Here is a 12,458-nt window from a genome sequence, read left to right as displayed (position 1 = left end):
CATTTACGATATCCGTAAAGCCAGGCAGCGCGTTAGGCGCCACGGCTTTGATGGAGTATTGGGTAATGTTACCGGTCGGGTTAGACAGTACCAGGTTGAAAGAACCGTCTGCGTTACATACCGGCGGCACAGCAGCTACTGTTACAGTTGGAGCGGCATTGAGGATCAGCTTAATGGAAGAAGTGCTGTTGGCACATACGCCATTGCTGATAGTCCATGTTACCGTTACCGTCTGCGGAGTGCTGGTGGTCAGTGTTGCAATTGCATCCGGGGCATTGGGATTGCTGAAGGACACGCCCGTACCGGACCAGGTACCTGTTTCGGTAGGTTTCGGTGTGTTGGCGTTCAGCTGGAATTTATTGTTGCCGCATTGAATGATATCACTACCGGCCTTGCTGGTGGTAAGTGATTCTGTATTCTTTAATGTGATATTGGAACTTGCCTTACAAGTGGTGTTATATTTATTATTTACCGTCCATGTCAGTACTACGGATGTTCCGGCCTGTAATCCGGTCACGGTAGTTTTCGGATCGGTAGGATTTGTAATGACTGCGCCATTGGCTGGTGGGTTGATCGTCCATACACCTTCCTGGTCAGCAGGCAGGGCAGGGGCGTTCATGGTAAAGTCGCTTACATTACACTGAGGAGCGACAGTGCCCGGGTCAGCCACTGGAATAGCTCTTACTTCAACCGCTTTGGTTTTGCTATCGACGCAGGTCAGGTTGGTGACAGTCACCCCATAATTGTGTGTACCTGCCGGAGTAGGCGTATGGGTAATGGTTTGGGTGCTGCCGGTCTGGGCAACGCCATCGATGGTCCATGATTTGGTGTAACCACTATTGGACGTGGCGACGCTCAGAGAAATGCTGGTGCCCAGACAGATGTCAGACGGACCGCTGATAGTAGCATCCGGTTGTGCATCTACTCTTAATTTAAATGGTGCGTCGTAGGTACATCCCAGGTTATCATCATTCTGAATGGTCAGGATGAAATCATAAGTGCCTGGAGCAGTGTTGGCTGGCAGTGTTGCATTGATAACGCTACCAGTGGCGGGCCAGGTACCTGTTTCGCCGGTGTAGGCAGGCAGTGGGTTACCAATGCCTGGTTTCAGGGCATATTTGGTAACAGTGCCGCTCAGCGCTGAGAAGTTGATTTTAAACTGGGTGGCAGTCTGACAAACAGGAGAAGCGGTAGCTGTTACCTTCGGAGCAGGACGCAGGTGCAGGTTTACTTTGGATATACCATTAGCACATTTGCCATTGCTCAGTGTCCAGGTCACGGTGATGTCCTGTGTGGTAGCAGCGCCGGTCAGTTTGGCGTTGGTACCAGGTGCAGTAGGATCGTCAAACGTAACGCCGGCAGGTCCGCTCCAGGAACCGGTTTCCCATGGCAACGGCGCTGTACCGCTGATGGCAAACGTTTTATTGGTGCCACACTGGGTGATATCTACCGTGGCCGCTGATACAGGGACCGGCATATTGATCAGTACCACTTCATCGCTCGCAGCACACTTGCTCAGGTTCTTGTTAGTAACGGTCCATACCAGTGTAACGGATTTACCTACGCCCAGGTTGCTAACGGTAGCATTGTAAGCGGTAGGATTGGTCAGGGTTGCGCCCTGGTCATCTCCGTTTTTAAAGCTCCATACGCCGGTTTGATCGGGTGGAGGCTGATTGCCGGCGAGGGTGAAGGTGCTGGTGTTACACAGCTTGATGTCCGGTCCGGCATTGGGCTTGGGTACTGAGTTGACAACCACTTCTGCCTGATCTGATAACACGCAGGCACCATTGGTCACTGTCACCACATAAATGTTCTTTACAGGTGGCGTTGCTGTCAGATCGGTTACAGTAGTGGGAGTATGTGTAATGGAAGTACCTGTTGCACCGGGGATCACTGCTCCATTGTAGTTCCAGGTGATACCGTATACGGAGTTCTCCGGCTGGATTTCCAGTTTAGCTTCTTCTCCCAAACAGATGCTGGGAGGAGTCAGCAGTTTGACATTAACAACAGGTTTCTGATAAACCACAATTTCTGTGCTCCGGCTATCGTGGCAGACTTTATTGTCGCCATAGATTTTTTCACCCACTACGGTATAGGTAGTAGTGACGGTGGGACTTACATCCAATGTAGTTCCTGTGACAGGAGGTGTTACCAGCCATGTGTAGGAGGTATACCCTCCGGTTACTTCCAGGTGCGCCTGCTGGCCATTACAGATTTCATTACCGGTAACGGTGATTACCGGTTGCGGCAGGATGGTGATTTCCACCGGTCGGGAAGGCGCGGCACAATTGCCGAGACTTACGTTGTCTTTTTCTGTGATGTTTACCCTGAAATAATAGAGTTTGGAGACGTCAGGATCTCCCTTGAGTGCGCCGGCGGTAAAGTTCAGTATGGCTGTTTTTGCACCTGACACGCTACCGGTGTTCATGGGCCCATCCACCATGTCAGTATAAGTTACACCGCCATCAGTGCTCATCTGCCATTGATAGACAGGGTTCTGGAAATAAGTAATCGGCTCCAGATAAGCTGTCAGGCTTAATGGAGCGCCTCCGCAGATCTGGTCTTTTGTTCTTTTCTCATCTTTCAGACCATCTACATATGCATAAAGATCGGGGCTGCAATAAGTAAATGAGATATCATCAATGGCGATATCGTTACCGCAACCACCGAAGTTATTGTTAACGATCGTGAGTTTTACGGAGGTCAGGTTCGGAGGTATGGTAAAGCTGCCTCCATATTGGATCCATTCCGGTATTTTGAGGTTCATGGACACGTCATTCGTGTTGAACCTTTGCAGTTCTGCTCCTGTAGTGGGATTTGTGAGGATAAAGGTTACCCCTGCATAGTGATAACCCTTGGGAGCGTCCGTAGCCCTGGCACAAATATCGTCAAACACCTGCATGCCGTTCACGTTCATGAAATAGGCAGAGAAGTTATAGACGGAGCCGGGACAGAGGCCTGTGATAGTTCTTTGATAGAAGGCTTTTTTCTCAATGGCGGAGTTGATCACCAACATACCACCAAAGGTATTGACGCCATCTCCATTACCGGTTCTATCATATGCTTTTACCCATTCTGGTTTTCCCTGGGTATGATAGTATTCTATATAATCATTATCTGCTAGGTTGCTGGTATTAGAAGCAAATTTGTAGGTTTGAGATGGATTGGCCGCGTAAAGGGCTTCAATAACCGCGTTCTTGCGGGGAGGGGCTCCTGCATTAAAAATTCCGAAGTCCTCTTTAAATCCTGCCATGGTACTGATCGTGCCTGCACAGCTGGTAATGGTACAGTCTTTTACCTTGATCGTGCGGGAGGCAGTTATATAACTGCCTGACGAGTTATAGATCTTCACAGTAAAAGTGTATGTGCCCACCTTCAGCAGTTTGATGGTCATCGCCGTCACGTTTGGATAGGCGGCGAGGGGTTTACGCCCCAGCCACTTATCTGTGACAGAAGAGTTGATGGCAGCTTCTGTGTACAGGAACTGGTAGTCCGATGCCGCCAGGGCCGGAGACACGCTCCAGTCCATATAGGACGTGGTAAAACCACCGGACCATACCAGACCGTTCAGTGTGGCAAAGCTTCCTGCGCAGATACTGTCGGGCGCATTGATAAATGCCGTCGATTGTGCCATCGTCTTGTTTGACGGTAGCACAAAGCCCGTTAACAGGAATAAAAAGGTTAAAAGTCGTTTCATAGGTGTAAAACAGTTAAGTGAAAAAAGTATCAGTTCTGAGGGCTGTTGCCTGTTCAGTAACTGTTGTTTTCCAACCGCTTACATGGGTCTGTAGACTCGGAAAGCCTTTTCCGGTCAGGGTGAGGGAAGGTGTAGAATGTTTTCATAGGCACTAGGTGTTTAAACGTTATATGGCTAAAATATGCGACTATTTTAAGATTAAAATTAAAAATAATATAGAGAAATAAAAAAAGTGGTAAAATTTATAATATGAATTCACACAAGATAGGAAGAGGAGGAGGGTTAACGAAAATTGATTCTCAACCGGTTAAAGGAGGTTAAAAAAATATTAAAAAAGTTATCCACATTTGGCGGTTGCCTGTATTTATTTATCTGGTACTGTGCTTTATGAAATTATTTCCCTACCTTTGCAGACCAAATTTGATGTAAGATGCCCAAAGTAAGAACACATTCCCGCGCCAAGAAGACCTTCAAGGTTGGCGGGAACGGACAGATTAAGCGGTTTAAAGCCTTCAAAAGCCACTTACTGACTAAGAAAGCTACTAAGAGAAAACGTAGCCTGAGAGGAAGCACGCTGGTTCACGAAGCAAATCTTAACCTGGTTAAGAGAATGCTCGGCCTCCGCTAGTATCCGTCCAAACAATCGAATTTTATAACCTGAGAAAAAACACAAGACAATGCCTCGTTCAGTTAACGCCGTAGCTTCAAGAGCCCGGAGAAAAAGGATCTTAAAGCAAGCCAAAGGCTTCTACGGTAAAAGGAAAAACGTTTACACCGTAGCGAAGAACGTCCTCGAGAAAGGACTCACTTACAGCTACGTAGGTCGTAAATTAAAGAAAAGAAACTATCGTCAGCTGTGGATCGCCCGTATCAACGCTGCGGTAAGAGCAGAAGGTTTGACCTATTCTGTGTTCATGAACAAATTAGCTGGTAAGAACATCGATCTGAACAGAAAGGTGCTCGCTGACCTCGCTATGAACGAACCAGAAACCTTTAAAGCACTGGTTGCTTCCGTAAAGTAAGCGCTAATTAACTTTAAATACCAGATAGCTGGCATCCCAACGGATGTCAGCTATTTTATTTTTAGGGAACAGGCCTACCACGGCCGATCCGCTGCCACTCATGGTGGCATATACCGCTCCCTCGCTGTACATGGTTGCTTTAATGGCGGCCAGCTCAGGATGCGCTGCAAACACCGACGCCTCAAAATCATTGCTGACAGCTTGTTTCCACTCCGTCACCGGTAACTGTATCACTTCCTTTAATGCCCGCGCCGGCGCCTGTGGCGTGATCTGCCGGAAAGCCCAACCGGTATTGACATGAATGCCCGGATGCACCAGCAAAAAGGAATAGCCTGAAAGGTCCAGTGACAGCGGCTCCATGATCTCACCCCGGCCGGTGGCGTAACAGGGCTGATTGAGTATGAAGAAAGGACAGTCGCTGCCCAGTTGGGCGGCATAGTCTATCAATTGCCCGGAAGTAAGTCCCAGCTGGAATTTATTATTGAGCAACTGCAGCATAAAGGCCGCATCAGCGGAGCCTCCGCCTAAACCGGCGCCTATGGGAATATGTTTGTGCAGGTGGATGTTGACCGGTTGCAACTGTGGATAGTCGCGCTGCAACAAGTGAAACGCGCGTAGGCACAGGTTGTCTGCCGCATCGCCGGGAACAGGAATGCCGCTGCTGGTGAATTGCAGTGTGCCAGGTGTGATCACTTCCAGCGCATCTGTCACCGGCAGGGGATAGAAGACTGTTTCCAGGTCGTGGAAGCCGTCAGCTCTTTTGGCGGTGATATGCAGGCCCAGGTTTATCTTACAGTTGGGAAAAACGATCATGTTTGTGGTATTAGCACGGCAAAACCGCAGCGGCAGGGGATTCCCACCGGCAGCAGCAGTCCGTTCTGAAAAATATTATTTGCTTTTTCTGGCGTTTATTTCATCGCGGATGGCGATGGCGCGGATATAATCTTCCTGTTCCAGTACTTCCTGGAGAAGCTGTGTGAGGTCGTCCAGGCTCATGGCTTTGAGATCGTCTTCTGCGCCTCTCTCGTGTTCGGAGATGGTAGGGGTGACCGGTTTCGCGCCGCTCTTTTTGCCGGCAGGATCGTCCAGCAGTATTCCGGCGCTGTTGAGGATATTTTCGAACGTGTAGATCGGACATCCGAAACGAACGGCCAATGCCAGTGCATCAGAAGTCCGGGAGTCTATCTCAATGGTTTCGTCGTTGCTGGAACAGATAAGTTTGGAGTAAAAGATGCCCTCCTGTAAATTGCTGATCACCACTTCATGAAGCTCTATGTTAAAGGCGTTCATGAAATTTTTCATCAGGTCATGTGTGAGGGGGCGGCTGGGTTGCATTTTTTCTAACGCTACGGCTATTGCTTGTGCCTCAAAGCCTCCTATCACGATCGGCAAACGGCGTAATCCGTTTACCTCTCCCAATACCACGGCATATGAATGAGTCTGCGTAATGCTGTGCGATAAAGCAACTATTTCCAGTTCTATTTTTCTCATATCTGTCTTGCGTTGTCGCTGAATATTTTGTAAGACCGTGAAGTTAGAAAAATATTCCTTATCTAAAAAAAATCTTAATCAATTACGGGTTACGAATTACGGAATTACGAATGAGAGATAACCTCATGAATGGTAACTGACCCATTCGTAATTCCTTGTAAGTGCCTTTTATTGGCCTTTGAATTCTTTCACCGCGGCTGTCAGTTTCGGTACCACTTCAAATGCATCACCAACTATGCCATAATCCGCAGCTTTGAAGAAAGGAGCTTCCGGATCTTTATTGATCACCACGATGACTTTGCTGCCGTTTACCCCGGCAAGGTGCTGGATAGCGCCGGAGATACCGATGGCCACATACAGGTTGGGCCTTACGGTTAAACCGGTCTGACCAACGTGCTCGTGGTGCGGGCGCCAGCCTGCATCCGCTACCGGGCGGGAACTGGCGGTTGCCGCGCCCAGCGCTTTGGCGAGGTCTTCCAGGATGCCCCAGTTTTCAGGGCCTTTCAGGCCACGGCCGCCGCTGACAATGATTTCAGCTTCAGTCAACGGAATATCGCCGCTCACCGTTTCTGTCTTCACCACTTTCACTTTGAAGTCCGCATCATTGATAGCAGCTGCGAAAGCCTCTACCGTAGCGGTGCCGGAACCGGCTACAGCGGGGAAGGTATTGGGTGTGAGCGTAATCACTTTACGTTCTGATGTAATGTTGATATTGGCGAAAGCCTTGCCGGAGAATACGTTCTTTTTCACCACAAAACCGTTCGCGGTGTCCGGATAAGACACGGCGCCAGCTACCAGACCGGCTTTCAGGCGGGCTGCCACACGTGGCGCCACTGCCTTGCCGTCGAAATTATGCGGGAAAACAATCACGGCAGCATTTTCTTTGTCAGCAGCTTCCACAATGATCTTCGTGTATACGGTGCTTTCCACTTCCTGCAGGCGTGCATCTGCCACATGCAGTACTTTGGTGGCGCCATAGTTGCCCAGCGCCGCCAGTTCCGCGTTGTCTGCCGGGCCCAGTACCAGCGCCGTAGCAGTGGTGCCCAATTGGGCGGCTACTTTTGATCCGTATTGTACTGCTTCCAGTGCTGCTTTTTTGATCTTTCCGTGTGCCTGATCGGCAAATATTAATATAGACATGAATACGTTAATTAGAAATGAAACAATAGATACCCTGCTACCGTGATCAGATCACTTTGGCTTCCTCGTGAAGCAATTTCACCAGTTCAGCCACGTTGTCCGGGTTGATGAGCTTCACGCCCGCCTTGGCCGGCGGCAGTTCAAAACTTACCACGCTGGTCAGCGCATCGGCCGCCACAGGTTCCACTACGGTCAACGGCTTGGTGCGTGCCGCCATGATACCGCGCATATTGGGGATACGCGCTTCGGCCATACCTTTCTGACAGGATACTACTACCGGAAGGGATACTTCACAAATTTCCTCTCCGCCTTCAATTTCCCGGTTGATGGTCGCCACCGTGCCGTTCAGATCAAACTTCGCTGCGATGGAAACATAGGGCAGCTCCAGCAGTTCTGCCACCATGCCGCCTATACCGGAACCGTTATAGTCGATGGTCTCCTTACCGGTAAATATGATGTCATATTGTTTTTCTTTGGCATGTGCTGCAATCTGTGCAGCGATATAATAACTGTCCGCGCTATCTGCGTTGATACGGAATGCTTCATCACCGCCCAGTGCCAGCGCCTTGCGAATAATAGCATCGCAATCAGGTCCGCCTACTGTGATCAGATGAACGTCTGCACCAATCGTTTCCTTCAGCTCCAGCGCTCTTACCAGTGCATACCATTCATCATATGGGTTAATAATAAACTGGACACCAGCCTCATTGAATTTCGTGTTATTGTCCGTGAAAGCTATTTTTGCAGTCGTGTCCGGAGTTTTACTGATACAAACTAAAATCTTCATGCCTTAAACTGTTTGGTTTAAAAAATGCGGTAATAGCAAATATATCTTATTTATGTACGCCAACCGCAAGGCTATATTATGATTTTAATCAGTATAAACAACAGGAATATGAATGTTATTTATAATTTGTTAGCACCGGAAAAAACACACCAACGACATGGACAGAATCGCACAGATTAAACAAATGCTGGAAACAAGTCCGAACGACAGTTTCCTGAAACACGCCCTGGCACTGGAGTATATCAAGTTAAACAATGACGCTGCGGCCCGGCAGCTGTTTGAAGAACTGCTGGCCCATGAACCAGGGTATACAGGTTCTTATTACCACCTGGGCAAATTACTGGAACGGCAACAGGAAAAAGAAGCTGCTATCGCGGTATATGAAAAAGGAATGGCCATGGCCAAAGCCGCTAACGAAAGACATGCCTATAACGAGCTGCAGTCGGCCTACGAAGAACTGGTATATTAATTTACTCAACACATCTCCATGCCGCAACACTTACTGACCAATTTTACAGCCCATATCGCCGGGCAACAGTTGTTTGACCCTTCCCAGCGCATCCTGCTGGCCGTAAGCGGTGGAGTGGACTCTGTTGTGATGGCCCATTTATTTAAACAGGCGGGATTTCCGGCAGGGATCGCCCACTGTAATTTCCAGCTGAGGGGAGAGGAGTCTGTCCGCGATGAACAGTTCGTTCAGCAACTGGCCGTTGCCCTCGACCTCCCGCTGTACACGACCCGTTTTGATACCAATGCCTATACCCAAAGGCATAACGTCAGCATACAGGTGGCTGCCCGTGAACTGCGCTACCAGTGGCTGGAAGAGGTCCGTCAACAAGGCGGGTACAGCTATATCGCCACGGCGCATCATATGCAGGACAGCGTGGAAACTGCCCTCATGAATTTCTGCAAAGGCACCGGTATTGCCGGTCTGCATGGAATCCTGCCAAAGCAGGAACGGATCGTGCGGCCGCTGCTGTTTGCCGACAAGGAGGTCCTGGTCGCCTATGCAGCACTGCACCGCATCTCTTTTGTGGAAGACAGTTCGAATATAACGGATAAGTATACACGTAATTTTTTCCGTCATCAGATTATTCCCCGTATGCAGGAAGTATTTCCGGCAGCGGTGAAGAACATGGACAACTCGATCCAGCGGATGCGTGAGGCGGAAATGCTTTACCAGGAATCAGTGGCCAGGCACCGTAAGCGCCTGCTTTTCAGTAAAGACAACACTTTTATGGTGCCTGTTGTCAAATTACAGAAGACCGTGCCGTTGCAGACCATCGCCTGGGAACTGTTCAAAGATTTCGGTTGTTCCGTGGCGCAGCTGCAACAGGTGTTGCAACTGCTTCACAGTGAATCGGGCAGATACGTGGAAACGGCGACGCACCGTATCATCCGCAACCGCAGCTGGCTGCTGGTGACGCCGGTAGCACAGCCGGACGCGCCGGTACAGGTACTGGACGCCGCGCCGGCACATGTGGTCTATGAAAACGGACAGCTGCATGTCCGCCAGCAGGAGCGGGGACAGGCTTCTATACCCACCGCGCCGCAAACAGCCTGGCTCGATGCCGCCAAAGTCAGCTTCCCGCTGATTTTGCGCAAATGGAAACAGGGGGATTACTTTTATCCGTTGGGGATGCCTAAAAAGAAAAAGATCAGCCGCTTCCTGATAGATCAGAAACTGTCGCTGCCGGAGAAAGAGAAAGTGTGGGTGATAGAATCTGCCAAAAGAATTATCTGGGTGGTAGGCATGCGCATCGATGATCGTGTTAAAATCACCACAGGCACGGAGAACATCCTCGCCATAGAATTAAAAACCCGGGACTAAGCCCCGGGTTTTTATATAATAGCCCGGACTAAGCGCCGGGACTGTTACTATTATTGCAGGCGGTGCAGCAGTAGTTGCAGGAAGCGTGCGCCCAGCTCCGGATGGAAGGCCAGCGGAAACACAATCCCGAACAAGGCTCCCCAGAAATGCGCATCATGATTGATGTTGCTGCCCCCTTTCCTGGACAGGTAAGCAGAAAGAAACAGGAACAATACCCCGTAAAGTACCGCCGGCATCTTAATGAAAAAGAACACGCCGATCTGCGCCCAGGGCTCTACCATGATGAAAGTGAAAAGCACCGCGGAAATGGCCCCTGATGCGCCCAGGGAAGCGTAATAGGAATTGTTGCGGTGTTTCAGAAAAGAGGGAATGTCGGATACAATGATGCCTAAGAGGTAGTACACCGGGTACATCAGCTTCATGCCAAACAATGCTATAAAAACATCTTCCACATAAGGCCCAAAGAAAAAGAGGGTCAGCATATTGAAGATGAGATGCGTATAGTCAGCATGCACAAACCCGGATGTAATAAACCGGTAATATTCGTTATGATTTTTTACCATGTATGGCTGCATGCTCAGCTTATCCAGCTGGTCATAATTGTTCAACGCAGTGTAGGAAATCAGGCAGGTGACAATAATAATGATAATACTGACGGACATAAGCTCGAATGTTAGACTATAAATGTAACTATTGATGATGATATTTCTCCCGGTTTAATACTGTATAGGCGCGATACAGCTGCTCGGTAAAAATAAGCCGCACCAGCTGATGCGGAAAAGTGAGCGGCGACAGGGACATCTGCAACTGTGACCGTTGAAGCACCGACTGGTCAATACCGAAAGCGCCGCCAATCAGAATGATGAGCTGCCGCGTGCCGGCATTGGTACGCTGTTGCAGGAATTCTGAAAACTGAACGGTCGTCATCATTTTGCCGCGTTCATCCAGCGCCAGCAGATAATCCGTTGGTTGCAGCAGATCGAGGATGATTTTCGCCTCCTGTTTTTTTAGTTCAGGTACCGATAAACTGGCCGCCTGTTTTACCGTCGGGATCAGTTTTACCTCAAAATCCACATAATGTTGTAACCGTTTTTGGAATACGGCCATGCCCTCCCGAATGTAGGGGTCATGCTCCTTTCCAATGCTCCAGAGTTGAATTTTCACTTGTAATAATCATTAAACAACAGTTGTAAAAGTAAGTGTAAATCAGAAAATTGCAGAAAAAAATCCTGAAGAATTTGGTATTTTCAAAAAAAGATATACCTTTGCAATCCAATCACAAACGACTGGCTGCGTAGCTCAACTGAATAGAGCATCTGACTACGGATCAGAAGGTTTCAGGTTTGAATCCTGACGCGGTCACCAAAAGAAAAAGCCACCTCATCAGTAGGTGGCTTTTTCTTTTATACCTGCACACACCTACTTGCTAAGTTTCTTTCGCCGGAGATAACCGCATGCCGCTCATCAGGTGGCTGGTCTTCCTTTCATCACGATTTTTGTTTTGATTAATGTAAATGAGGAAATTAATCGGAACATTCGCCGACAGGGTGTTGGTTTCTGTTGTTAAATCTTACCAACATTGCTTTCGGGGGAAGTTGAGTTATAGTGGATCTTTTACATCCTGGTGCTTCCAATCAGTTTCCTCCTCCATTAAAATCACTGAGTTCTTTTCTTTCGCTTTTGCAGATACAATAAGTGTTGCCCGTTGGGCATTAGTAGCAACATGATATTGTTACAAACAACAAAGGATATTTTGTTAAAGCTGGTACCGGTAATTACGCGGCTATATTGCAGCATAAACGGTTACATTTAATATAAACGTTTCACCATGAAAAAGAAATCTCCCAAAAAGCTCCGGATCGGTCATATCAGGATCGCATCACTATCTGCCTCCGTGCAACAGCAAATGAAAGGAGACGCCTACACGGCGGTTGACTGTCCCAGTGGTCTCGCCACTTGTGCCACCTGTGGCGGTGTCTGTGGTACCCGTTTGTGTTAAAAATTTAAGAGGGTATTCAAAAGTAATTTTTCCCCGATTTTATCCGGGTACCTGATGGGGAGAATTTTCTCTGTGCCATCAAATTACTTTTGATACCCCTCTTTGCTTTTAGGTTTGGAGGTTACCTAACGGCTCAACGATAAGAAACATCACCTTAACATCTCGCTGTCTGACAGGTAGTCCTGGTGTTACATACGCTACCCTGTGTAGCACATATAACATCGCTGGGCAGTGTGGCACTGCCACCAGCCAATGCGGCCTGTTGTTCGTCGCTTAACGCAGCGATTTTGATTTTTCCCAACAACAATTTTTTTGCTGCACTTGTTTTTACTTTTTTCATAACCCGGATTTAGGTGAGTATCAAATATCATAGTGGTTGCTGCGGACTTTTTTCAGTTTAAAAACCACTCCCATCGCTGAAAAGCGGGCGCAGTGAAAATATAGCGCAGTATATACTGCATACCCTCTGCAGATGTAAAGACGATATTTAG

General features: G+C 48.5%; 13 protein-coding genes and 1 tRNA gene. 6 read left to right on the top strand and 8 right to left on the bottom strand.

The window, feature by feature from the left end; genetic code table 11:
• Positions 1-3,697 (bottom strand): hypothetical protein (locus HGH92_RS29490; protein ID WP_168874387.1); only part of this gene is annotated, 3,697 nt, incomplete at its 3' end.
• 430 nt (positions 3,698-4,127) lie between these two features.
• Here HGH92_RS29490 and rpmI point away from each other — a divergent pair.
• Positions 4,128-4,325 (top strand): 50S ribosomal protein L35, encoded by a 198-nt coding sequence (gene rpmI, locus HGH92_RS29485; RefSeq protein ID WP_078673351.1) that lies wholly within the window; start codon positions 4,128-4,130, stop codon positions 4,323-4,325.
• A 49-nt stretch (positions 4,326-4,374) separates the two neighbouring features.
• Complete coding sequence (gene rplT / locus HGH92_RS29480) at positions 4,375-4,719, top strand: 50S ribosomal protein L20 (RefSeq protein ID WP_078673350.1); 345 nt, start codon at positions 4,375-4,377, stop codon at positions 4,717-4,719.
• Positions 4,720-4,722: 3 nt separating this feature from the next.
• Here rplT and ispE read toward each other — a convergent pair whose 3' ends face one another.
• The 4 genes from ispE to HGH92_RS29460 form a co-directional block, all read right to left on the bottom strand.
• Complete coding sequence (gene ispE / locus HGH92_RS29475) at positions 4,723-5,532, bottom strand: 4-(cytidine 5'-diphospho)-2-C-methyl-D-erythritol kinase (protein ID WP_168874386.1); 810 nt, start codon at positions 5,530-5,532, stop codon at positions 4,723-4,725.
• 75 nt (positions 5,533-5,607) lie between these two features.
• Positions 5,608-6,210: a bifunctional nuclease family protein gene (locus HGH92_RS29470; protein WP_168874385.1), complete on the bottom strand. Its 603-nt coding sequence runs from the start codon at positions 6,208-6,210 to the stop codon at positions 5,608-5,610.
• A 168-nt stretch (positions 6,211-6,378) separates the two neighbouring features.
• On the bottom strand, positions 6,379-7,350 hold the full coding sequence (locus HGH92_RS29465; RefSeq protein WP_168874384.1) for an electron transfer flavoprotein subunit alpha/FixB family protein: 972 nt from the start codon (positions 7,348-7,350) through the stop codon (positions 6,379-6,381).
• 46 nt (positions 7,351-7,396) lie between these two features.
• Positions 7,397-8,137 carry an electron transfer flavoprotein subunit beta/FixA family protein gene (locus HGH92_RS29460; RefSeq protein ID WP_168874383.1) on the bottom strand — a complete coding sequence of 247 codons (741 nt, stop codon included), beginning with the start codon at positions 8,135-8,137 and terminating at the stop codon, positions 7,397-7,399.
• Positions 8,138-8,294: 157 nt separating this feature from the next.
• Here HGH92_RS29460 and HGH92_RS29455 point away from each other — a divergent pair, with 157 nt between their 5' ends.
• On the top strand, positions 8,295-8,606 hold the full coding sequence (locus HGH92_RS29455; protein ID WP_168874382.1) for a hypothetical protein: 312 nt from the start codon (positions 8,295-8,297) through the stop codon (positions 8,604-8,606).
• Between the two features lie 18 nt (positions 8,607-8,624).
• The gene (gene tilS, locus HGH92_RS29450; protein WP_168874381.1) at positions 8,625-9,968 is read left to right on the top strand and encodes a tRNA lysidine(34) synthetase TilS; all 1,344 of its coding nucleotides are present in this window, start codon (positions 8,625-8,627) and stop codon (positions 9,966-9,968) included.
• A 50-nt stretch (positions 9,969-10,018) separates the two neighbouring features.
• On the opposite strand, the gene HGH92_RS29445 is transcribed toward tilS, so the two are convergent.
• Together HGH92_RS29445 and HGH92_RS29440 are read right to left on the bottom strand one after the other, a co-directional pair.
• Positions 10,019-10,630, bottom strand: a complete 612-nt coding sequence (locus HGH92_RS29445) for a rhomboid family intramembrane serine protease (protein WP_168874380.1) — start codon at positions 10,628-10,630, stop codon at positions 10,019-10,021.
• A 28-nt stretch (positions 10,631-10,658) separates the two neighbouring features.
• Complete coding sequence (locus HGH92_RS29440; protein ID WP_168874379.1) at positions 10,659-11,132, bottom strand: 23S rRNA (pseudouridine(1915)-N(3))-methyltransferase RlmH; 474 nt, start codon at positions 11,130-11,132, stop codon at positions 10,659-10,661.
• Between the two features lie 124 nt (positions 11,133-11,256).
• Between HGH92_RS29440 and HGH92_RS29435 the strand changes: the two genes are divergently transcribed.
• Together HGH92_RS29435 and HGH92_RS29430 are read left to right on the top strand one after the other, a co-directional pair.
• Positions 11,257-11,333 (top strand) — tRNA-Arg (locus HGH92_RS29435).
• Between the two features lie 463 nt (positions 11,334-11,796).
• Complete coding sequence (locus tag HGH92_RS29430; RefSeq protein WP_168874378.1) at positions 11,797-11,967, top strand: hypothetical protein; 171 nt, start codon at positions 11,797-11,799, stop codon at positions 11,965-11,967.
• Between the two features lie 154 nt (positions 11,968-12,121).
• Here HGH92_RS29430 and HGH92_RS29425 read toward each other — a convergent pair whose 3' ends face one another.
• Positions 12,122-12,307 carry a class I lanthipeptide gene (locus HGH92_RS29425; protein ID WP_168874377.1) on the bottom strand — a complete coding sequence of 62 codons (186 nt, stop codon included), beginning with the start codon at positions 12,305-12,307 and terminating at the stop codon, positions 12,122-12,124.
• Positions 12,308-12,458: the final 151 nt, after the last annotated feature.

The organism is Chitinophaga varians (assembly GCF_012641275.1).
GTDB classification, from domain to species: domain Bacteria; phylum Bacteroidota; class Bacteroidia; order Chitinophagales; family Chitinophagaceae; genus Chitinophaga; species Chitinophaga varians_A.
Note: the sequence above shows the minus strand (reverse complement) of the source record. Positions and strands in the feature narration are given on the sequence as shown.

What these genes read in the sequence shown, in the direction of transcription:
- HGH92_RS29465 (WP_168874384.1), bottom strand. Translation starts at nt 7,350, where the DNA reads ATGTCTATATTAATATTTGCCGATCAGGCACACGGAAAGATCAAAAAA.
- tilS (WP_168874381.1), top strand. Translation starts at nt 8,625, where the DNA reads ATGCCGCAACACTTACTGACCAATTTTACAGCCCATATCGCCGGGCAA.
- HGH92_RS29445 (WP_168874380.1), bottom strand. Translation starts at nt 10,630, where the DNA reads ATGTCCGTCAGTATTATCATTATTATTGTCACCTGCCTGATTTCCTAC.
- HGH92_RS29425 (WP_168874377.1), bottom strand. Translation starts at nt 12,307, where the DNA reads ATGAAAAAAGTAAAAACAAGTGCAGCAAAAAAATTGTTGTTGGGAAAA.
- rpmI (WP_078673351.1), top strand. Translation starts at nt 4,128, where the DNA reads ATGCCCAAAGTAAGAACACATTCCCGCGCCAAGAAGACCTTCAAGGTT.
- rplT (WP_078673350.1), top strand. Translation starts at nt 4,375, where the DNA reads ATGCCTCGTTCAGTTAACGCCGTAGCTTCAAGAGCCCGGAGAAAAAGG.
- HGH92_RS29470 (WP_168874385.1), bottom strand. Translation starts at nt 6,210, where the DNA reads ATGAGAAAAATAGAACTGGAAATAGTTGCTTTATCGCACAGCATTACG.
- ispE (WP_168874386.1), bottom strand. Translation starts at nt 5,532, where the DNA reads ATGATCGTTTTTCCCAACTGTAAGATAAACCTGGGCCTGCATATCACC.
- HGH92_RS29430 (WP_168874378.1), top strand. Translation starts at nt 11,797, where the DNA reads ATGAAAAAGAAATCTCCCAAAAAGCTCCGGATCGGTCATATCAGGATC.
- HGH92_RS29455 (WP_168874382.1), top strand. Translation starts at nt 8,295, where the DNA reads ATGGACAGAATCGCACAGATTAAACAAATGCTGGAAACAAGTCCGAAC.
- HGH92_RS29460 (WP_168874383.1), bottom strand. Translation starts at nt 8,137, where the DNA reads ATGAAGATTTTAGTTTGTATCAGTAAAACTCCGGACACGACTGCAAAA.